This is a genomic window from Mesorhizobium sp. M7A.F.Ca.MR.176.00.0.0, assembly GCF_004023165.1.
In the GTDB taxonomy this organism is placed as follows: Bacteria; Pseudomonadota; Alphaproteobacteria; order Rhizobiales; family Rhizobiaceae; genus Mesorhizobium.
In genome coordinates this window covers 185,063-206,230 of the sequence record NZ_RZTC01000001.1, presented here as the reverse complement: position 1 = coordinate 206,230, position 21,168 = coordinate 185,063, and the positions used below count along the sequence as shown (strand labels likewise).

Genomic DNA, 21,168 nt, shown 5'->3' with positions numbered 1-21,168 from the left:
ACCGGCAAGCGGCAGCAAATGGGCATCCGTGGGTCCGGTGGCGGAGCGTTGCCGATTCGGACGGCTGCTTGGCCGTCGTTGCGAAGTTCTCTCTTAGCCCTCCGTCTTCCTGCTATCATGGAGATGAGGAGACGGACCTTGAGCGAGAATCGCAGACTAGTCGCAATTCTGGCGGCAGATGTGGTTGGATACAGCCGGTCGCCAGCGCGGACGAAGATTCGCCTCACGTCTGGAGGGCGTCGCGGCGCCCGGCGCCATCTGCCTGTCCGAGGACGCCTATCGCCAGGTCAAGGCGAGGCTCGACCTCTCGGTCAGCGATCTCGGCACGCGTGGGCGGCATGGCAGGAACTGCTCGCGTCAATCCTGACTATTCGCTGGAATACCGTCGCAAGGTCTTGCCTTACAAGAACCATGCCGATTTCGAACTCATGATCGACGGGCTCCGCAAGGTCGGAATAGTGCAATGACAAATGAGGGCATGCGGTCGGATCAGAGGCCAAAGGCTCGGCCGATCTTGCGCCATCGGGCGTTTTCACGAACCAGTTTCAGGTCGTCGGTCGTCTCGGCAAAGGTGTGCGAACGGTAGTGCCCGAGCAGGTCAGGAAACAGCCTCCCTGCCGGCAGGCCGGCAACCTGTTCGCGGACCGACATTTTTTCATCGATGACCCGGGTGCCCCAGGCATTTTCCCGAACCTGCAACTCGGCAGCCAGACCGCGCTCTTCCGGCGCGGTTTCATCCAGCGCAGCCAGCAGGATCGAGTGGAAAAGCGCTACATAACCGATCTGCCTCAGCCCGCCCACCACCCGCACGCGAGGCAATATGGCAAGAACGAGGAACGTCAAGAACAAGTTCGGCAGCAGCACGCCGTCCAGCAGCGCCTGCTTGAGATGCGCCCGCTCGAACGGGATGGAAAGACCATTCGGCCTTTCAGGCTCGATCAGGTGCCCGTTCTCGAAAACAAGCTTGCGCACGCGCTCCTCGCGAATGCCCCAGAAATAGGCCGTGGCATTGGGCAGGAATCTGCCAAATGGGCCCGATTCGGTCTCTTGCAGGGTACGTTCGAGACGCTGACGCCTTGCGGGCTCAAGGAGCAGCTTGGAAAGAAGGCTGCCGTCATGGTCCAGATGCCGCGCCACGACGGAAGCCGCGAGCCGGTCATCGATGAACACCGGCCGAGCCATGCCAGAACGATCCCAATCGGCGACCAGATCCTCGTTGAGGTCTGTCAGTGCATCGGCGGCGGTTCCAAACACCTTGTCCTGGCTGGCGAGCAGTGTGCCCAGCCAGCGGCTGGCATCCGTTTCGTCGCCCACCGCTTCGAGCGCCCGCTTGTTGAGGGTGACCGGGCCGGCCGCGCAGGCGCTTTTGCGGCATAGTTTGTGGCGCCCCATGCCAAACAAGTTGACCTTGTCGTCGCCGACATCGAGCCATCCCGGCCCCTCCCGGCCAACTGTCTCCATGGTCATCGTCGTTCCCATGAAGCCGACGAACGCCGACAGCCCGTTTTCGACCGCGCCGAGCCAGGCAAACAGGAGGGCATCGAAGGTGATCCTGTCCATCAGCAGCAGGCAGTGGAGGCCGGACTGAATCACCGGTCTGTGGTCGAATTCTTCAAGGGCCTTGCCGACCTCTTCAGGCTGCATGATCAAATCAAGGCGCTGATGCAGTACATCAAGCAGGATCGAACGGGCAGCGATCGCCGGACCCGAAGCAGGCCTTGCCACCGGCCGCCACAGATGGCGGGCGTATTCGGAAACCGGTGCATTCCAGTTCTGCTCGATGTCACGCACGACTTCCGGGCAGAGCAGTGACAGCACTGCCAGAACATCCACCGGAGCCTTAAGGGTCGGATCAAAGTCCCTGGTCATCAGAACCGCAGCCGGGCCATGCTCAGAAGGTCGTGATACCGTCCTTCGGTAAAGCCGGCCTTCACATGCCGGCCTTCGACCTCGAAGCCGTGGCTTGTGTAGAGGCGGATGGCCGGTTCATTGTCGGCATAGACGGTCAATTCGACTCGCTTCAGGGCGCGCCAGTTGTCGGCCACGTCAAGCAGCGCGCCAAGTATGGCAGAGCCGATACCCTTGCCGACAAAGCCATCGTCAAGGCCGATATTGATCTCGCCGATGTGCGAACGGCGCGGCGAACCCTGCACGACAAGGCTGCCATGGCCGACGACCTTGCCGTCCAGCTCGGCAACGATCCAGGTGGTTTCCTGGCCGGACTTGGTGATACGCCGTTCTACCTGCTCCACCATCTCGAATGGCACCCTGAGCGTGCCCCAGCGGAAGCCCGGCATGTTGAAGATGGCGCAAAGCGCCTCCGCATCGCTTGGCCGAATGGCCCGGAGTTGCGGCTGGATTTTCTTTGGGAATGGCGAGGTCGTGCTGGTCATGGCTTTCCCGGCAAAGGCAATAGGCCCGGCACGATGCACCGGACATCATCTGAAAATCCAGCCATCTCATCATCCTAATGATGCCGATTGCGCGCTGAAGTACCGGGAGACGGCGTAGAGTTTGAAGATGCCGCTGATTCCGATCCAGCCGAAAAGGGCGAGCCAGCACAATGTTCCCGTCGCCGTCCAGTCGATCCGGTGCATTACGGCCTCGGTGATGACAAGGCCAAGGATGGCAAACAAGCCGACCAGAAACTGCGCCAGACCGAGCACCAGCAGCTCTTCGCGCGGCGCGCTTTTCCAGACGAGATATGTGCCGCCCGCTCCGGCGAGGAAGATGGCGCTGTAAACCTGAGCGTGGAAGGCGTCGATCGGCCACGGCCAAAAGCCGCCGAATGTCAGGGGAAACAGCAACAGACCGACGCCATAAAGCCCAAGGACCGCCATTTCCATCGACATATAGCCGCGCCATGCAGAGTTTAAGGTCACGCCCTTTGCGGAAGGACGGCCCCCGGCCCGCCACAGGAACAGCCCGGATACCGCGACCGAAGCAAGATAGGCCAAGAACCAGAGCCAGGGCGCTTTCCGCTCGAAGTTGAAATAGCCGAGATTGATGAACGAAGCCGCCGAAACGATGACGGTGAAGATGAAGGCCATGACAAGCACTAGCCTGCCTGGCGACCAGCGATTCCAGACCAGCAGCGCCGCCATCACGGCCATTTCGGCGGTGTAGAAGCCGCCGAGGAAGCGGGCGTTGAACGGCGTGACGGCCCAAGGCCAGCGCGGCCTGACCAGCGCAGGCGCGAAAAAAAGGCCGGCGCCGACTGTCAGGACGATGACGACCCCCGCCGAGAAAAGCCGCAAGGCCGCGGGAAATGGCGGGTTGTCGGGTGTCGGCGCGGGAGAAAGTCCCAAAGATGAATACCCCATGGACCCACCATAGTACCGCTTGCGATCGGTGAAAATCCCGACGGATTGACACGTCGGCGGGCTTTTCATTCGAATGGCCGTACGATCCGTTTCGAAGTAAGATAGAGCGCTCGGAACGAAGACCGGTTCCGGTCAACCACCTCGGGGGTGCATTTTCCGGAGACTGCACGATGACCGAAATTCAGGATCTGTTCTCGCTTTTGCGGCAATCGACCGATGTCGATCCCCAGGCAATCGACGCGATCCGGCGGACCATCGCGGAAGGCAAGGATCATGAACTTTGCCGCATCAATGTGCCGGCTTTCGCCAGCAAGCATGGCCTCGACGAGGAACGCGCCATAAGCGCCTTCCTCCATGCGGCGCGGGTGGGCATCTTCGACATTTCATGGAATGTTCTGTGCCCCGGCTGTGGCGGCGTGCTCGACACCAACGCTACGCTGAAAACCCTGCAGAAGGACGAATACACCTGCGCGCTATGCTCCGAAGGCTATTCGCCGACCCTCGATGAGATGGTCGAGGTGACATTCACCGTCAGCCCTCGCGTGCGCAGGATTGCCGCCCACAATCCACACGAACTGCCATTGGTGGAATATTTTCGCCAGATTTACTGGGGATCCGGCGTCGATCTGCCGGAAGAGGATTTGGCGAAAAACATAGAAGCGTTCTCGCTGGAAGATATCGAATTGGCGCCGGGTGAAAAGGCCGTTCTGCCCATACAGCTTCCGTCCGAATTCATCATCGTCTTCGAGCCGGTCACCCATTCAGCGCAGTTCATCGACGCGAAGGGCGAACCAACAAAAGAGCGGCGAAGCCTGTCGTTGGCTTTCGACCGCGACCATGTCCAGAACCAGACACTGGAAATGCAACCCGGTCCGCTGCGTATTTCGCTGGAAAACAGGACCGACACCCGCGTGCTGCCGGCAGTTTTCATCGCCGGCGAGGCATTGCATAATCTCCTTAGCAAACGCCGGCCTTTTCTGACCGCCAAGCGCCTGCTCACCAACCAGACGTTCCGCGACCTCTATCGTACGGATACGCTCGACATCAACCAGCGCCTGAAGATCACCAGCCTCACCTTCCTGTTCACCGACCTGCGCGGATCGACCGCGCTTTACGAGCGGGTGGGCGACCTTTCAGCCTTCGATCTCGTGCGCGTGCATTTCCAGGTTCTGCACGAGATCGTCGCGGCGGAGGCAGGCGCGGTGGTGAAGACCATCGGTGATGCGGTGATGGCGACATTCGCGACGCCTGATCGCGCGATGGCTGCGGCCCTCAGGATGCGTGATGCCATGCGTGCGCTCAATGACAGAAGCGGGCGCGAGGATCTGCTGCTCAAGATCGGTGTCCATGCCGGCCCCTGCATCGCGGTGTCCATGAACGAGCGACAGGACTATTTCGGCCAGACGGTCAACATTGCTTCACGAGTCCAGAACCTGGCCAACGCACAGGCTATCTTCGCAACCCGCGCGGTGGTCGACGACAATCTCACCGCCGATCTGTTGCGCAGGAACGCTCTGACGCCCGTGCCTCACGAAGTCTCGCTGCGTGGCATCGAGCGGGAGATCGCGGTGTATACAATCCCCTGAGCAATCGGGCCGTCCAGAGCAATCCCAGGGAAAGTGTAAACGGTTTTTCGGGAAAAACGCGTAGCACTTTCCCTTGGAATTGCAGTAGAACAGCGTTTGCGTGAAAAGATGAGGCGCTCTCGGCCGCTCACACGCGCTTGCAGAGGAAATAACGATCGGCGGGCTCTGAAGTCGGCGCCGGGAGGCGTTGCAGCAGCGGGTGATCGAGCGGCGTGCCACTGACCGCGAAGCCGCCGACCCGAAGCAGGCTCGCAATCAGATCGGGAAGCCAGGTAGCAGTCACTGCATCCCGATCGTCATAGCCGGTGCCGATGTCGGCATGAACAAGGGCGGCTTCGATGCCAATGAACTTGCGGGCCGTCTCGCGTATTTCGCCGAGCACGAGGTTTTCGGCTTCGGGAATTGAGCTGGCATGTGCGCCGACTTCGCGGTCGAACACCACGATCCGGCGCCCGGGCAGGCGCTCGCGCAGATGGTGGAACGTCCGACCGTTGCCGAGGCCGAGCTCGAGTACAAGCCCCTCCATCTTCGCCACCTCGACGCAGACTTGGTCGAGAATGTCGCGCTGTGCGGTCATCCTGCTGATGAAATTCTCGAGGCGACTCATATGCTTTTGTGTGTCCTGAACCAGAAAGAGATCGTCAATGCCGCCGACAAGAACTGTTCACGGGTGAATCCCGAAGGCGTAGTGCGAAACTCGATCACGTGTCGGCACATATAGAGGCGGACCATGAACACTGCAACAACCGTACAGGCAGCCGGCAGGATCATACCGGGTGGAATAGGCGGCACGGCGCGCGGCAAAATAACAACTCATTTGTAGGGATCTGCGGCGTCCCGCAAGCCGTCACCGAGGAAGTTAAACGCCATGATGACGAGAATGACGGGAAGCATCGGCAAAAGCAGCCATGGATAGAATGCGATCACGCTGACGCTGCGCGCCTCGGTGAGCAGGATGCCCCAGCTGGTTATCGGCGCTCTCAGGCCGAGCCCGAGGAAGCTCAGCGCCGTCTCACCCAGGATCATGCCGGGAATGGAGAGCGTCGCCGTGGCGATCAGATGCGACATGAAGCCGGGAATGAGATGCCGGCCGATGATGCGGCTGCTCCCGGCGCCCATCAATTGCGCGGCCAGAACGTAATCCTCTTCGCGCAAGGCCAGAAGCTTTGAACGCACGGCCCGCGCCAGTCCGGTCCAGTCGAGCACTCCGAGGATCACGGTGATGCCGAAATAGATCAGGATCGGACTCCAGGTTATCGGCATGATCGCCGCCAGGGCCAGCCATAGCGGAATGCTGGGAATCGATTGCAGGACTTCGATTATCCGTTGAACGATCAGGTCGAAGATACCGCCGTGATAACCGGCCAGTCCGCCGATGACGATGCCGAGCAGGAAGCTGAAACTGATGCCGACGAGGCCGATTGTCAGTGAAATGCGTGCGCCATAGATCATGCGCGAGAGCACGTCGCGCCCCAGCCTGTCGGTGCCGGCCAGAAAGAGCTGGCCGTTTTCGGCAGCGCAGACAAAATGCCTGTCACCTTCGATCAGGCCCCAGAACCGGTAACTGTCGCCCTTGCAGAAGAAACGGACCCGCTGAACATCGCCCGGGTCGTCGATGTAGTTCCGCTTGAGCGTGTCCATGTCCAGCGTCATCTGGCGGCCATAGACGAACGGCCCGACGAACTCGCCGTTGTGGAACAGGTGCACCTGCTGCGGCGGCGAATAGATATAGTCCATGTTGCGCGTGTGCAGATTGTAGGGCGCCAGAAACTCGCAGATCAGTATCCCGAAATAAAGCACTATCAGGAATATGCCGGATACAAGGGCAAGCCGGTGCATGCGGAATTTCCACCACATCAACCGCAACTGCGACGCCTGAAAGACCTTCGACTGCTCCGCCGTCATCGCCTCGACCGACTGCAGGTCAAAGGGCGCGCTGGAAACGTAGTGTTCTAGTGGAGCACCCGGAGCGGGGAGCGGCGAATCCGTCTTCATTTGGTGCTGCCGCCCTGCAAACGAATTCGTGGATCAAGCACCGCCAGCGCCAGGTCGGAAATCAGGACACCGATGACTGTCAGGAAGGCTAGGAACATCAGGAACGACCCCGCCAGATACATGTCCTGGCTTTGCAAGGCCTTGATCAGCATCGGCCCGGTCGTTTCCAAAGACAGCACGATCGCCGTGATTTCGGCGCCGGAGATGATGGCCGGCAGGATAGAGCCGATGTCGGAAATGAAGAAATTGAGCGCCATGCGCAGCGGATATTTGACCAGAGCCCTGAACGGATGAAGGCCTTTGGCGCGTGCGGTCACCACATATTGCTTGTGTAGCTCATCGAGCAGATTGGCGCGCAGCCGCCGGATCATGCTTGCCGTGCCGCCGGTGCCGATGATTAAGACCGGGATCCAGAGATGGGCGAGTATCGACTTCGCCTTGGCCCAGCTCATCGGCTCGCTGAGATATTGCGGGTCCATGAGATGGCCGAGGGACGTGCCGAACCAGATGTTGGCGAAATACATCAGGATCAGCGCCAGCATGAAGTTCGGAATGGCAAGGCCCAGGAGGCCGAAAAAGGTCAGGCCGTAATCGCCCCAACTGTATTGATGCGTCGCGGAGTACATGCCGATCGGAAAGGCGATGAGCCAGGTGAAGATGATCGTGACGAAGGAAACCAGCACAGTCAGCCACATTCGGTCCCCGACGACGTCGCGAACCGGCAGCTCATACTCGAAGGAATAGCCGAAATCGCCGTGCAGCATCCCGCCGACCCAATAGAAGTAGCGAATGATCGGCGGCTTGTCGAAACCATATTCCTTGCGCATCATCTCGATGCGATCGGAATCCACCCCTTCGCCCTGTGCCCGAAGCTCGGCGACATAGCTGTCGAAATAGTCGCCGGGGGGAAGTTCGATGATCGTGAACACCAGCGCTGATATCACCAGCAGCGTTGGAACCATCACAGTAATGCGCCAGACAATATATCGAAGCACGCTCAGGACTCTCCAAGCCAGAATGTATCCGGCATGTAGACACCGAAATAGGCGGTCGGATCGTAGCCGAAGAGCGCCTTGTCAGGCAGATTGCGCAGCCGTGAGGACACCAGAATCGGCTGATGCGTTCCGTTCACGGTCCCGATCGAAAACACCTGATCGGTGTAGATCGACAGCATCGAATTCCAGATTTCGGCGCGCTCTGTCGCTTCGGTCGATGCGTTCCAGCGCTTGAGCAAAGCCATCAACTCGATCACTTCAGGAAGATCGGGCGCCTCGCCCATCTTGCCGTGAGACAAGTAGTGAGCACCCCAGAGCGGCCATTGCAGTTGATCGTCGATGGTGGGGGCCAGCTGGCTCGGGTTCATGTCGGCGGTCGGCACGCCATTGTCGATGCCCGACCACATCGACATCATGATCTGGCCGCCAAGCGCGCGGCTGCGGAAGATGTCGCGCTGCGAAGTCCGGATGAACAGGGCGATGCCGATCTTTCGCCAGTGATCGGTGATGAGTTCGAGCGCGTCGGTTTCCAGTGTGCTTTCGCCGGCGGTTTCCACGATTATCTGGGCAGAGCGTCCATCGGGAAGTATCCGCAGGCCGTCATCGTCACGTGCCAGAAGCCCGACCTCGTCGAGCAGTGCATTGGCCTGCTCGGGATCATGGGCAACCCAAGCTTTAGCGAATTCCGGCCGGTAGAGCGGGCTCTCGGACAATACCGTATCGGCGCTTTCCTGCGCCAATCCGTAGAACACGGCCATATTGATCTCGCGCCTGTCCACGGCGAGCGAAAGTGCGCGGCGCACGCGCACGTCACGCAGAAGGCCACGCCACACCTGGTCGGCGCAATTCAGATTCGGCAGCAGCGCCAGCCGAGAACCCTGTGTACGTTTCCACAGGTGCATCTTCACCGGATAGCGCTTCTCCGCGTCTTTCAGGAAGGAGTAGTCGCTGAAGTCAATTCCCATGCATTGCAGGTCGCTCTCGCCCGCACCGGTCTTGGCGGAGATGATCGCCGATGAGCTGACATTCATGATGATCCGGTCAACATAGGGCAGTTGCCGGCCGTTCTCGTCTATTCGATGAAAGAACGGGTTGCGCTCGAAGATGAATTGCTCGGCCGGCGGCTTGGTCCGGTTCTGCCAGGGGTCGAGCGTCGGCAGTTCCGGGTTCTCCGGGCGATACTGCCGCGACATGCGGATATGCAGGAGCGTCCATTTCTGGGTCCGGTTCTCCTTCATCAGGCCGGCGAGCCGGAATGAATCCTGATATTTCTTGTGGAACTGCTTGAGATAGGCGGCCGGCAGGACAAGCGATAGCGGCGAAGCGGCAGCGAGCTTGGGCAGGAAGTCTGGATTGGGCGCATCCCAGCTGTAGCGGACCGTCAACGGATCGACGATCTCGAAGCGTGGCGGCTTGCCGTCCGCCAGCAGGGCGGGGGCGAGCCCGCCTTGCGAAAGCTCGTCGTTCAGCCAGACATCTTCCCAACAATAGCGAAAATCCTCCGGCGTCAGCAGGCTGCCGTCAGACCATTTGTGCCCTTCCCGTATCTTGAAGGTGAAGACGCGATCATCCGCCACGTCGAAACGCTCGAGAATGTCGGGTTGCATGTTGAGCTTTTCGTCATAGCCGACCAGGCGAGAATACCCGTAGATCGTCATCATCCGGATATCTTTCTGGCTGCCGATGATTGTCCGCAGCGTGCCGCCATACTGGCCGGGCAGCCGGCCCATTGCAGCGAGATTCAGCGCGCGCGGACTCTTGGGCAGGCGCTCAGCGAGTGTCGGCAGCGCCTTGACCGTCAGTTGTTGCCGAAGAAATTCCGGCTCCAGATCGCCGGCGCGCGACGTCCCTGGCAGAAATGCCGAAGCCATGAGACCAAGGACGGTGCGCCGGCTGATCAATGGCGTAACTCACTGATATCGGCCGAATGTCTCGCCAGCACGAGGTGGCCACCGCCAAGATCGAGTGGTGACAGCCTATCTTCGTCGCCCTCGTCGCGGAATTGCGGTCCCCATGCGCTGGTGTCGGAAGCTCCGCTGAGCTTCAGCGTCTTGAAATCCATCGGCCTGTCGAGATCGGGGAAAGGTACCGCGGCGACCAGGGAGCGCGTGTAGGGGTGGATTGGTTTTCTGAGCAGAATTTCGCGCGGCGCAAGCTCGACGATACGCCCGCCGCACATCACCGCGATGCGGTCTGCCATGTAGTCCACCACCGCCAGATTGTGGGATATGAACAGGTAGGTCAGGCCCAGTTCTTTTTGCAGGTCCTTCAGAAGATTCAGGATCTGCGCCTGGACAGAGACATCGAGCGCCGAAACCGGCTCGTCGCAGATCAGGAGTTCGGGCCCTAGCGCCAACGCACGCGCGATGCCGATGCGCTGACGTTGCCCGCCGGAGAAACTGTGCGGATAGCGCTTTATGAAGCGCGGATCGAGCCCGATTGCCTGCATCAGGCTCTTGACCGTGGCGAGTCGGGACGCCGCATTGCCACGTTGATGGATCTCCAGCGGCTCGCTCAAGATGTTCTCCACCGTCATGCGAGGTGAAAGCGACGAAACCGGGTCCTGGAAGACCATCTGGATTTTCGCGCGCAATATGCGCAGGGCATCTCCCTCTGCGCCCAGGACGTCGGTCGGTCCATCGCGGCCGTTGAAGATCACAGAACCGCCGCTGGGGGTGATGGCCCGCATGAGGATCTTGCTGACGGTTGTTTTGCCACAGCCGCTTTCGCCGACCAGACCCAGACACTCACCCCGCCTGATGTCGAAGCTCACGCCGTCCACGGCGCGAACAGAGGTTTGATGACCCCCGCTGAACCATCCGGACTTGCGGGTGGTGAAGGTCTTTGTCAGATCCCTCACCGAAAGCAGAATGTCCTCCGGCCCCTTCGATGCCGGCGCAGTCTGCTTGCCGAGCAGGTTCCCAACGTTCACCGGCACCTCGCGAAGCGCCTTTAGCCTTTCACCAGGCTTCAGGTCGAAATGCGGAACGGCTGCCATCAGGCCCTTCAGGTAAGGGTGGCCCGGCCGGCGGAATATCGCCTCGACAGGCCCCATTTCCATGATCTCGCCATGGTACATGACCACCACCTCGTCGGCGACATTGGCGACCACGCCGAGGTCGTGCGTGATCAGCAGCATCGCCATGTTCAGCTTGGTCTGAAGCCCGCGCAGCAATTGCAGGATTTGCGCCTGGATGGTGACGTCCAACGCCGTCGTCGGCTCGTCGGCGATCAACAAAGCAGGCCGGCAGATAAGCGCCATGGCGATCATGGCGCGTTGCCGCAATCCTCCCGAAAGTTCAAATGGATACATGTCGTAGGCGCGCTTGGGATTGGGAAATCCGACAAGGCCGAGCATTTCCTCGGTCCGCGCCTTGCGCTCCGCCCGAGCCATAGGCGTATGAATCTGCAAGGATTCGCTGACCTGGTTGCCGATCGTGTGCAGCGGCGACAGCGATGTCATCGGCTCCTGAAAGATTTTGCCGATGCGACTGCCTCTCAACGCCCGGATTTCGGTTCCGTCACGCTGCATCTGCAGGATATCCTGCGTCGTTCCGGGCTTTTCAGGATCAGAAAACAGGATACGGCCGCGAACATGGGCCGTATTCGGCAAAATGCCCATCACTGCCTGGCTGAGAACCGATTTTCCGGAACCGGACTCGCCCACAAGCGCGGTAACCTTGCCGGGCAGGACGCGAAGATTTGCGCGCCTGACGGCATGCAACGGTCCCCCGATCATGGCAAAAGAGATGCCAAGATCCTCGATCCGCAGCAGATCAATGCCCGAATTCATCCTCACACCAGCCCCACTCTGGCAGTCTGCCGGGCGGCAGACCCAAAAGCGAGACTAGCGTATTGCCAGCCTAGAGCAACTTGGATTCGAATCGAATTCCGCGACGGAACCGGCGACCGGGCTGCACACCAAGGCTTTCGGACCGGATCGTGTCGGTTACTGGAGCTTCCTCCGGTCGCTTGCCGACAACCGCGCGGCATCGCGATGAAGCAGCATGACCTGCTCGGCGTCCGATATCCGGTCGTGAATCGGCGCAGCGTCTTCATCGAGGGCGAGAGCACCCGACAAATCGGGTGAAAGCACCGTCAGCTTCTGCTTGATACCCGCCAGTTCCTCCGTGCCGAGCGTCAGCCAACTGTTGTCGCCGCAATAGCTGGCGAAGTCCTTGCTGGCGAGAACGCTGTGCGGATATTTCTTGGTCAGGGTCTGGAGACGCTGGACCTCGTTTACAGCCGAGCCGAAGACAGAGAATGTCAGCCGGTCGGTAAGCCCGACATTGCCGAACATCACATTGCCGACATGCAGGCCGATACCAAACTTTATGTCGCCCAGTCCCTGCTCCTTTCTGCGCAGATTGAGTTCCATCATGCGCGCGCTGGCCTTGTGCGCTGCCGCAAGAGCAGCCTGGCAGGCGATCTCGGACTGCGAGCGATGCCTTTCGCAGGGGTAGACGGCGATGAAGCCATCACCCAGGAAACTCATGATCTGCCCGCCTTTGCGATTGAAAGGCGCAGCGATGGCATCGAAAAACTGGTTCAGCGTATCGATGTAGATTTCGCGACCGGAGGTTTCGGCAAGCCTTGTCGACCCGCGCATATCGCCCATGACCAATGCGGCCCGGATTGTGTCACCCTCGCCGCGCTTGATCTGGCCGTCCAGCACACGCCTGCCGGCGTCGCCGCCAAGATAAGTGGTCATCATGTTGTCGGCGAGCTTGGTGAGCACCGCCATCTTGGTGGCGATAGCGAGATAGTTCTGGATCCGCAGTAGCGCCGAAATCATGCCGTCGCTGAAGCCAGACGCACTGTCGGTCGACCACGACCCCATCATGCCCTGGCTGGTATCGCCGTTGAAGGGGTGCACGAAAGCCATGTAATCGGTGACGCCCATACGCCTGAGGTCGTCGAAAACAGGAAACTCCGACCGCACCGACGGGTCAAGCCGGCGCCGCAGGTGGTCGAGCTTGTTGCTGAGCAGATGGTAATATGGGCTGGTCAGGAATCTGTCGGAATGAACGCCGTTCTCACTGCGGAAGCCTTCCACTTCCAGGCCCTGGCCGCGAAGCCAGGTAAAACCAAGCGCGTCATAAAGCGGATGAAGCATCGAAAAGCTCAAATGCACCCGCTTCAGCGGCAGGCCGGCAGCAGCCAGCCGTTCACAAAAGCCCTTTACCAATGTTTCCAGGTCGTTGCCCGCCAGCGCCGATTGGCTCAGCCAGTCGGCAACTTTATCCATGAGAATGGTGGAAATTTCTGCTTGCGCTGTGCTCATGCCATCTCAAACCCGTCGAAGACGAGCCATCTCCTTTGATCCGCCACACAATCGAAGTCAGTGAAGCCGGCTTCGGCGACGAAAGCCGGCGAAGAATTTCCTAAATAACTCCTTGCAGGAAGGAAGCAGGCGTAAAACAGCATCTATCACCTGGAACCCTATGTGGCGAGGCTTCCGGCGGAGTGCAATCTCGATCCTGACATCGGGCAAAGAATTCGCCGTCTCAGACACCGTCGGGCCTTCACCACTGTCTCTTGGGCACCCCGAGATGGCCAAAAAAATTGCGTGTGTCGACGATCAGAGGAGCGTGATCAGCGATCGCCTGATAGTCGATCGCGTCGTGGCCGGTTGCCACGACGACAGCATCGAATCCTTCGGGGCTTCCGGTGTTTCGTCAGCGGTGTCGGAACGCAGATTATGATGGCATCGCAGACGGCTAGTTCGACAAATCCGCAGTGGCGCGGAACCGCCCGGTCGGCAAGGGCTGTCGACGTCACTGCCTCAAGGAGGATTGGCCGTTGTTCAGGCTCTCGACCTTCCGGGTTTCGATGTCGAAGCCGGAAAACCGGGGACCCGGCGCGTGCGATCGCAACCGACAGCGGCAACCCAGCATAGCCAGCCCGATCACGCTGACATGCGCGGCGCGCCTCGAAATCCGGTTAAGAAGACGGTCATATCGTGAGGCGTCCAAAAAATCTGCTTTCCCGTCAATTCGGACAGGTTACCCGCTCCCATGGCGAGGCTCACCGGTGCCAAGAACCATGAGTGAGGGCATATTGCGGAACTCGAATTCCGCAAGCAGTCAGCAGACCTGCGCCTTCGCCTTCAGGCTTGCGGCAGCCATCGCGTAGCCGCCGGCGGCGCCATCGATGAAGTGAACGTGATCGCGCTGCAGCGGCGAGATGACGAGGCAGGTCATCAAGGCGGACTTCTGGCGGTGCAGGCCATAATTGCAGATGCCCGCTTCTTCCGCCTGCTTCAGCCGGTCTTGGATCCGATGCAGCACATCCGCGTCAACGTCGATGGTCATCTTCAAGCCGTCGTCGAACTTTCGGAAATCCGAATTGCTGGCCACCTCGCGTTTGTAGACCTTCGGATCGAAACGGCCAATCGTCCAGCCAAATCGATCGGTTGCAGCCGTAAGCGTCATCAGGAACACGATCCACAGCTTCGACCGCCACCGCCATCCTGCCGGGGCCATCGCCCGCGCCTCGACATCCAGGCCGGCGGGCAGCAGACTGTAGCCCGGGCCGTCCACCGGCACCGGGTGGCCATCGCGCTCCTGCCTGCCGGCGAGGGCGATGATGTCGGAAGCCAGAAACTGAAACCCGCGCAAGTCGCGCGACGCCCCCGGTGTGGCTATGATCGAGACGATTTCGCCATGCCGGGCCTCGATCGGGTTCCAACGGCAGGAGAGGCCGGTCAGATCCGGCCGCGCGCCGGCCGGCGCAGGATCGATGCGGTAGCGCCCCGCTTTCATCTCAGCTTCCGCCCAACTGCCGCCACCGCCGGCGAACATGGCATAGAAGGCCGCTTCGGAAGCCCGGAACCTCGCCACGCGAACGTCGAGGCCATGCGCCCTTATGTCCCCTATCGGCACGATCGCGGCGCGCAAGGTAAGGCCCAGTTCGTCCGCCACCCACCTTTGGACGGCCGCCAGCGCGTTGCGGGCAATCTCCAGCGCCGAGCCGGGAAACGCCACGAGCGCGCCGTCGCCGCCGAAGACAAAGGGGAGGTCTTGCCGACCCAGCGCATTGAGCAGCGCCGAAATGACGCTTGCGCCGGCCATATTGACGGTTTTATAGCGCCCCGCCTCGATCGCCTTGGTCGAGCCGACAATGTCGGCAGTGGCCAGCGCCCAGCCATCGGGGAGGGGCCGATAGTTATCGATGTCGGCAACGCTTTCGAACTTTGCGAAGACCGGCAAAGAAGCGACAAACGGGTCGGACGCGACAGCTGTTTCCATGGCCATTAGATAGCATATTCCACGGCTTGAAGGTGAAGTCGATTACGCTTGGAAATTGACTTGCGCAGGCTTTCCGGTGATAGGGTCGCGCGATGCGAATTGCCTTCTACGCGCCGCTGAAGTCACCCAATCATCCCGTTGTTTCCGGCGACCGCCAGATGGCACGGATGCTTGTCAAAGCGCTGGAGCACGGAGGGCATAGCGTCGAACTGGCATCTGAGTTGCGCTTCTATCTACGCCAGCCGGAGTCGAAAAGTTTCGAGGCACTAAAGATCGAGGCCGCAGAGGAAGCCGCGCGGCTGACCAAACTTTGGGGTCGTGACGGCAAGCCCGATCTCTGGTTCACCTACCATCCTTATTACAAGGCGCCCGACTTGATCGGGCCGGAGCTGGCGTCGGCCTTTGCTGTCCCCTATGTGACAGCGGAAGCCTCCTATTCCAGGCGACGCGAAGCCGGCTTGTGGGCCGATAGCCAAGCATTGGTGGCGCGAGCCATCGAACAGGCGGCGATGAACATCTGCTTCACCCAAAGGGATCGTCAGGGACTGGCGGATGCTATTCCCAAGGCCGCTTTCGGTATGCTTTCGCCCTTCATCGACACATCGGCATTCCGGGAAATCCCGGCACGGGGTTGTCCGACGCGCCTCATTACCGTCGCCATGATGCGCCCAGGCGACAAACTGGGCAGCTATCGCATGCTGGCGCAAGCGCTCGGCTTGATAGGTCACCTGCCCTGGACCATGTCGATCGTCGGAGACGGCCCAGCCCGCGACGAGGTCGAAGCGCAATTCGCCGACCTGCCCGCCGATCGTATCGAGTGGATTGGCTCGATCGAGCCAGCCGCCGTGCCGGATGTCCTTTACACCGGGGGAATCTATGTCTGGCCGGGTTATGGCGAGGCCTACGGCGTTGCCTATCTTGAAGCACAGGCCGCCGGCCTTCCGGTGGTGGCTCAGGACATCGCCGGCGTGCCGGAGGTCGTGCGGGATGGCCAGACCGGGTTTCTAACCCCGCCGGGCGATGTCGCGGCGTTCGCTTCCGCCATTGAAAGGCTTCTGGCCCGTGACGACGAAAGAACCATCATGGCCGCGGAAGCCAGGCGTTTCGTTCTCGAAGAACGTTCCCTCGGTGGCGCAGCTGCGCGTCTGGCCGGACTTATTGCGAAGGTCCCGGTCTCATGACGTCCGATCCGATCTGGCAGCCCTTGGTGGAAGAGCTGGCGCGCCTGCAACGGGCGGGCCGCAAGGCGGAGTTCTGGCTGCGCGACGACGACGCCGTGGATCCGACGCCTGCGCTTAATCGGCTGCTCGACCTCACCGGTGAATTCGCGGTTCCGGTCACTCTGGCCGTCATTCCGGCCCTGACCGACGCGAAGCTTGTCGCCCGGCTTGACGAGGCCCCGCATGCCACGGTCGCGATCCATGGCTGGGCGCACCGAAATCATGCGCCCGAGGACCAGAAAAAGCAGGAACTCGGCGCGCATCGGCCACGCGAGGCGGTGCTCGATGATCTGGCTCGCGGACTGTCGCGAGTAACCGGCCTGCACGGCGCACGTGCCGTTCCGATGCTGGTGCCGCCATGGAACAGGATCGACGCCGGCGTGGTATCCGACCTTGGATCGATAGGTTTTGCGGCCTTGTCAGTCTATGGGCCGCCGAAGCCGGCTTCATTGGCGGTCATCAACAGCAATGTCGACATCATGGATTGGCATGGCACGCGCGGCTGCCTCGATCATGGTCTATTGGTCCAGGCTATCATCGCACACTTGCAGCATGCATCCGACGGCGAGCCGATCGGCCTGCTCACCCACCATCTTGTACATGATGAATCGGCCTGGCTTTTCCTCGAACGATTGTTGACAGTCACCGCACAGGCTGAACCCTGTGCATGGCTTCCGATCAGGACATTGATCGGGCGCCGCGCGGGTAAAGGAAAATAGCTCAGCGCTTTCTGTGCGATGAGACCGGGAATTTGAGCATCTGGCCATCCCGCGCGGCAAAAGCGCCGGCAAACCTGTCCTTGGCCAGCTTCTCCATCTCGTCCAGTTGCTCGTCGGTGCGTGTCGGATCGTGGTGAAACAGCGCAAGCGCCCGTGCACCAGCAGCCTCACAGAGCTTGACGCCCTGTTGCCATGTCGAGTGCCCGTTACCGCGGCGGCGTTCCATTTCCTTCTCGGTGTAGGTGCAATCGTAAATGACGAGGTCGGCATCTTCGATCAGGTCGAGCACCGACTGATCGAGTTTGTCCGGCTCGTGCTCGGTGTCGGTGATCACCGCCACGACGCGGCCGCCCCATTCGATCCGGTAGCCTATGCAGCCTCCCGGATGGGCGAGACTGCCGGTCCGAACCACCACCCCTTCGCGCGGCCGAAGCACGTCTCCGGATACAAAATCGCGGCAGTCGAGATTTGCCTTGCAGACGTTCATTTTCACCGGAAACCACGGCGGCCGTATGAACTCATCGATAATCTGCCGGGTCGTCATGCGTCCTGCAAGATGCCCGGACCAAAGCGTAAGTTTGACGCTCGGGTCGAAGATAGGCGCAAAAGCCGGCAGCCCGATGATGTGATCGTAATGGCAATGGGTGAAAAGCAGGTCGAAATCGGTTACATCCGACGCCTGAAGCGCCCTACCGGCAGGCCGCAGGCCAGAGCCTGCGTCGAACAGAAGCGTATGCTTGCCGCATCGCATCTCAATGCAGATTGTGTTGCCGCCATAGCGAGCGAATTCTGGCCCGGATACAGCAATGCTGCCGCGCACGCCCCAAAATCTGACCAGGAAAAAATCGTCGTCCATGCTACCTTTCGCTCATCATAGCTCTAGGCGCTTCGTGCGTCGATCAGATCCGCGGTCGTATGGCTTAGCCGATCGGCAAGAACCCGCAATATCTCGATGGTCATTTCCGGGAACTCCTTCATAAGCCTCAGGAAATGATCCTTGCGGATTCTCAAGGCCTCCAGATCACTTGCCGCGCTGACGGTGGCAGTGCGGGAGCTGTTGCACAATATGGCGATCTCGCCGACGATCGAATTTGGCAGCAGTTCGGCAACCTTTATCGGCCCGCTGTCGGAATCGACCAGAATATCCGCCCTGCCTGAAAGGATGACATAGGCAGCGTCTGCCTCGTCGCCCTGCCGGAAAAGAATCTGGCCGGCGCTGTAATTCACGCGATCGGATGTGAACGCGAGCAGCTTGAGCTTTGCCGGCTCAATGCCGGAGAACAAGGGAACGCGTTGCAGCATTCCAACTTCATCCTTGAGCAGCATTGTCGCAAACCTTCCTAAATTCGCGTCTGCCAGACTATGACAGAAGTTCCTTGAAGATACCGTTCTCTGCCAAAAGTGTCTCGTGTGTACCGTCTTCCACCAATTGCCCCGAGTCAAAGACGATAACGCGATCGAACATCATCGCCATTGCCGGACTCGTCACGACCCACACAATTGCCGGCGAATGGCCGTCGCGTCTGGCTTCCTCGAGCACGTTTCGCAGCACCTTGTCCTGAACGCGCTGGTCGAGCGCCGACAGCGGCCGGTTGAGAATGAGAAAATCGGGACGCTTGAGCAGAGCCCGGGCAACATCGAGCTTCTGTCGCTGTCCGCTGGTCAGCCGCCTTCCACCGGCGCCGACGTTGAAGTCCAGGCCGACATCCAGAAGCTCGGCATAAAGCCCCAGCTCGTCAAGAATGTCATAGACGATGGAGCGTATGCGGTCCGGCGCGTCGGGATGGTTGTTTCCCACACGGCCGAACAGGACATTGTCCATGACGGTGGCCGCCGCAATGTATTTGGCAGGATCATACCGTTCGATCGCGTTGTGCAGCTCGGGCGGCAGGTTTTCATAGAACCGGTTGCGTGCGGCGACGATCTTGCTCATCAACTCGTCGGTCAGCAGGCCGAAGCGGTGCCGGGGCTCGATATAGGCAAAGCTCAAGGTGATGATCATGGCGCGGTCGGCCTCCGAAACCGCCTCGTAGGGGCGGTTCTTGAGCCGCTGCAGCAAGGTCTCGTAGGCGGGGATCTCCTCGGCGCTCATGAAGGCGAGCTGCTGGAAGAACTGGTGATCTGGCGGCAGGTCGGCAAACAGCTCGATCGCCTGTTCGGCGATCTCCATGCCCATCTCGTAGAGCGTGCTGTCGAGGCCGGCCTGCTTCAGCACGGAAGCAAAGTAGGGATTGGCCGCCAGAGCCTTGTCGGCCAGTTCGGGGCCGGCGGCGGCGCCGAAAAGCAGGTTCTGGCCGATCGTCGCTTCCGTGTTGTAAGCGCCCGGCTCGAAAGGAACCACCAGTTCGCGCAGCCCTTCCTGTTCGAGCCGGGTTCGCAGCGCTGCACGCAGTTCGACGATCCGCCCGGCGAGCTTCGTGTGACGCGTGAGGTCGGCCGAAGAGCGCAAGCCAAGATCCAGAATGTCGCGCGACAGAAGAACCGCGTCGAGCACCCGGCGCACCGCTTCAAAGAGGTCGTGCGGGCCGGTAGCACCGGCGGAAGCATAGTCGATCCAGTCGCTGTGGACGTCGAAATCCGGATTGCCCGACCGGCGCGCCTCGTCCATGTTCCAGCGCTGCTGGTCTGCCGCGGTGCCGTCATAAGTCACCGATGTCAGCGGTGCATGCTTCAACCCGTAGAGCAAGTTATCGCGCAGGCTTGCTTGGAACAGGAAAACATCCGACGAGGCGTAGGACATGCGCCGGCCGGTCACGGCTTCGGGGAGTTCAAGCAGGTCATCGGCGCCCGAAGCGACCTTTCCACTCTCTGGCCAGTTCAGCCGCGCGAAGGCTTCTGCTAGCGCCTCTGCTCCGCCTGTCGGGGTGCTGACCAGCGCCACCGTCTCAGCCGGCTTGACCTGCATGGAGACACGGTTGAGGAGCATTGCACCGCCATCGTCTGCCATGGACAGACCGACCGCCGACAGCGGGTTTGTCATCGGACCGGGATCGTCGATCGCCAGTGCCGCGATTCCCGGCGCAATGATATCCTCGACGGTGAACTGTTCAACGACCTGCTGATATTTGACCTGGACATCCTGCCGATCCTGATCCCAGTCGATCAGCTCCTTCATCGGTCCGGGCAGGTCCTTGTAGGCTCCGATCACCGCCACGAGCTGACCGACGTCCAGCCGGCCCCCTATGACCAGATACCCGCCGATCATGTAGAACAGAAAGGGCGTGAGCTGTGCGAGAAAATTGTTGAGGAACTTTACCATGAATTTCCATTGGTAAAGATCGAAGCGGATCTTGAAGATGAGCCCTAGCCTAGCAGCTATGTCGGCGCGCTCGTAGTTCGACGTGTCGTGGACGTGAACCGCGCCGATACCGTCGACGATTTCGCCAACCCGGCCGGAAAGCGCGCGCGCCGTCAACTGCCGTTGGCGCCCAAGCACGAGCAGCCGCCGCCGCATCCGCGGGATGAGTACGATCTGGATGATCACGATCACCATCGCTATCATTCCGAGCCAGACGTTCTGGACCATGATGAACAGCATGGCCGTCAGCGCCTGGCCGCCGAGCAGCACCGGCTGCAGGAAGGCATCGCCGATAAAGCCGCCCAGCGGCTCCACCTCATCCTTCACCATGGTCGCCACTTCGGCGGATTTCACCCGCTTGAAGTAAATCGGCGGAAACCGCAGCACACGATCGATCAGATCGAAGCGAATACGCCGCAGCATGCGTTCGCCGAGGCGGCCCTTGTAGGTGTTGATGTAGAGTTTGAACAGGCCGTTGATGACGACCAGCAAGAGGAACACAAGGCTCAGGGCAAGCAGCGTCTCCTTGCGGTCCAGCTGAAAACCGGAGAAGAACTGGACCTCGCCAATGAACGGCAGGTTATAGTGCAATTTCATGAAGGGCAGGGTCGCGCCGGGTTGCTCGAACCCCTTCCCCTGGATCGGGCCGTTGACGATCAGCTTCGGCAGGTCGAAGGACATGAAATATGGGATCATCGAAAGCAGGACGATCATCAATATCCAGATCTGCTGCTTCCGGGTGTGCGTCCAGATATAGCGGGCTAGGCTGGGTTCCATATGCG

The 21,168-nt window shown here is 60.4% G+C and carries 17 protein-coding genes; 4 read left to right on the top strand and 13 right to left on the bottom strand.

The genetic code is table 11. The features are described from left to right. Positions 1-184 precede the first annotated feature (184 nt). A complete protein-coding gene (locus EOB59_RS35180) occupies positions 185-367 on the top strand; it encodes a hypothetical protein (protein ID WP_164895538.1) in 183 nt (60 codons plus the stop codon). 122 nt (positions 368-489) lie between these two features. On the opposite strand, the gene EOB59_RS00865 is transcribed toward EOB59_RS35180, so the two are convergent. The 3 genes from EOB59_RS00865 to EOB59_RS00855 form a co-directional block, all read right to left on the bottom strand. After that, on the bottom strand, positions 490-1,869 hold the full coding sequence (locus EOB59_RS00865; protein ID WP_128287411.1) for a hypothetical protein: 1,380 nt from the start codon (positions 1,867-1,869) through the stop codon (positions 490-492). Continuing rightward, positions 1,869-2,393, bottom strand: a complete 525-nt coding sequence (locus EOB59_RS00860; protein WP_127398873.1) for a GNAT family N-acetyltransferase — start codon at positions 2,391-2,393, stop codon at positions 1,869-1,871. Before EOB59_RS00860 ends, EOB59_RS00865 begins: the two co-directional genes overlap by 1 nt. A gap of 69 nt (positions 2,394-2,462) precedes the next feature. After that, positions 2,463-3,104, bottom strand: coding sequence for a hypothetical protein (locus EOB59_RS00855; protein ID WP_245486490.1), 642 nt, complete (start codon positions 3,102-3,104; stop codon positions 2,463-2,465). 389 nt (positions 3,105-3,493) lie between these two features. On the opposite strand from EOB59_RS00855, the gene EOB59_RS00850 reads away from it, so the two are divergent. Then, complete coding sequence (locus EOB59_RS00850) at positions 3,494-4,909, top strand: adenylate/guanylate cyclase domain-containing protein (RefSeq protein WP_128287409.1); 1,416 nt, start codon at positions 3,494-3,496, stop codon at positions 4,907-4,909. A 127-nt stretch (positions 4,910-5,036) separates the two neighbouring features. On the opposite strand, the gene EOB59_RS00845 is transcribed toward EOB59_RS00850, so the two are convergent. The 7 genes from EOB59_RS00845 to EOB59_RS00810 all read right to left on the bottom strand — a co-directional run bounded on the left by EOB59_RS00845 (position 5,037) and on the right by EOB59_RS00810 (position 15,149). Next, positions 5,037-5,516, bottom strand: a complete 480-nt coding sequence (locus tag EOB59_RS00845) for a class I SAM-dependent methyltransferase (protein WP_023809557.1) — start codon at positions 5,514-5,516, stop codon at positions 5,037-5,039. Positions 5,517-5,722: 206 nt separating this feature from the next. Further along, positions 5,723-6,904: an ABC transporter permease gene (locus tag EOB59_RS00840; protein WP_127811229.1), complete on the bottom strand. Its 1,182-nt coding sequence runs from the start codon at positions 6,902-6,904 to the stop codon at positions 5,723-5,725. Further along, positions 6,901-7,899 carry an ABC transporter permease gene (locus EOB59_RS00835; RefSeq protein WP_127395737.1) on the bottom strand — a complete coding sequence of 333 codons (999 nt, stop codon included), beginning with the start codon at positions 7,897-7,899 and terminating at the stop codon, positions 6,901-6,903. Before EOB59_RS00835 ends, EOB59_RS00840 begins: the two co-directional genes overlap by 4 nt. Before the next feature lie 2 nt (positions 7,900-7,901). Then, on the bottom strand, positions 7,902-9,800 hold the full coding sequence (locus tag EOB59_RS00830) for an ABC transporter substrate-binding protein (protein WP_127395736.1): 1,899 nt from the start codon (positions 9,798-9,800) through the stop codon (positions 7,902-7,904). Beyond that, positions 9,797-11,692: an ABC transporter ATP-binding protein gene (locus EOB59_RS00825; RefSeq protein WP_127395735.1), complete on the bottom strand. Its 1,896-nt coding sequence runs from the start codon at positions 11,690-11,692 to the stop codon at positions 9,797-9,799. Before EOB59_RS00825 ends, EOB59_RS00830 begins: the two co-directional genes overlap by 4 nt. Positions 11,693-11,848: 156 nt before the next feature. Further along, positions 11,849-13,183, bottom strand: a complete 1,335-nt coding sequence (locus EOB59_RS00820; RefSeq protein WP_127811228.1) for an adenylate/guanylate cyclase domain-containing protein — start codon at positions 13,181-13,183, stop codon at positions 11,849-11,851. Positions 13,184-13,985: 802 nt separating this feature from the next. Beyond that, a complete protein-coding gene (locus EOB59_RS00810) occupies positions 13,986-15,149 on the bottom strand; it encodes a DUF3095 domain-containing protein (RefSeq protein ID WP_245463554.1) in 1,164 nt (387 codons plus the stop codon). Between the two features lie 92 nt (positions 15,150-15,241). Here EOB59_RS00810 and EOB59_RS00805 point away from each other — a divergent pair, with 92 nt between their 5' ends. Both EOB59_RS00805 and EOB59_RS00800 read left to right on the top strand, forming a co-directional pair. Continuing rightward, entirely contained in the window at positions 15,242-16,330 is a 1,089-nt protein-coding gene (locus EOB59_RS00805) for a glycosyltransferase family 4 protein (protein WP_127395733.1), read from the top strand. Then, a complete protein-coding gene (locus tag EOB59_RS00800; RefSeq protein ID WP_127395732.1) occupies positions 16,327-17,088 on the top strand; it encodes a polysaccharide deacetylase family protein in 762 nt (253 codons plus the stop codon). Before EOB59_RS00805 ends, EOB59_RS00800 begins: the two co-directional genes overlap by 4 nt. 1 nt (position 17,089) lies before the next feature. On the opposite strand, the gene EOB59_RS00795 is transcribed toward EOB59_RS00800, so the two are convergent. Genes EOB59_RS00795 through EOB59_RS00785 form a run of 3 tightly spaced genes read right to left on the bottom strand, consistent with a single transcriptional unit; the run spans position 17,090 to position 21,163 of the window. Further along, positions 17,090-17,944 carry an MBL fold metallo-hydrolase gene (locus EOB59_RS00795; protein WP_127811227.1) on the bottom strand — a complete coding sequence of 285 codons (855 nt, stop codon included), beginning with the start codon at positions 17,942-17,944 and terminating at the stop codon, positions 17,090-17,092. 23 nt (positions 17,945-17,967) lie between these two features. Beyond that, positions 17,968-18,414, bottom strand: coding sequence for a cyclic nucleotide-binding domain-containing protein (locus tag EOB59_RS00790; protein WP_127292062.1), 447 nt, complete (start codon positions 18,412-18,414; stop codon positions 17,968-17,970). 34 nt (positions 18,415-18,448) lie between these two features. Continuing rightward, positions 18,449-21,163, bottom strand: a complete 2,715-nt coding sequence (locus EOB59_RS00785; RefSeq protein WP_127326884.1) for an ABC transporter ATP-binding protein — start codon at positions 21,161-21,163, stop codon at positions 18,449-18,451. Positions 21,164-21,168 lie beyond the last annotated feature (5 nt).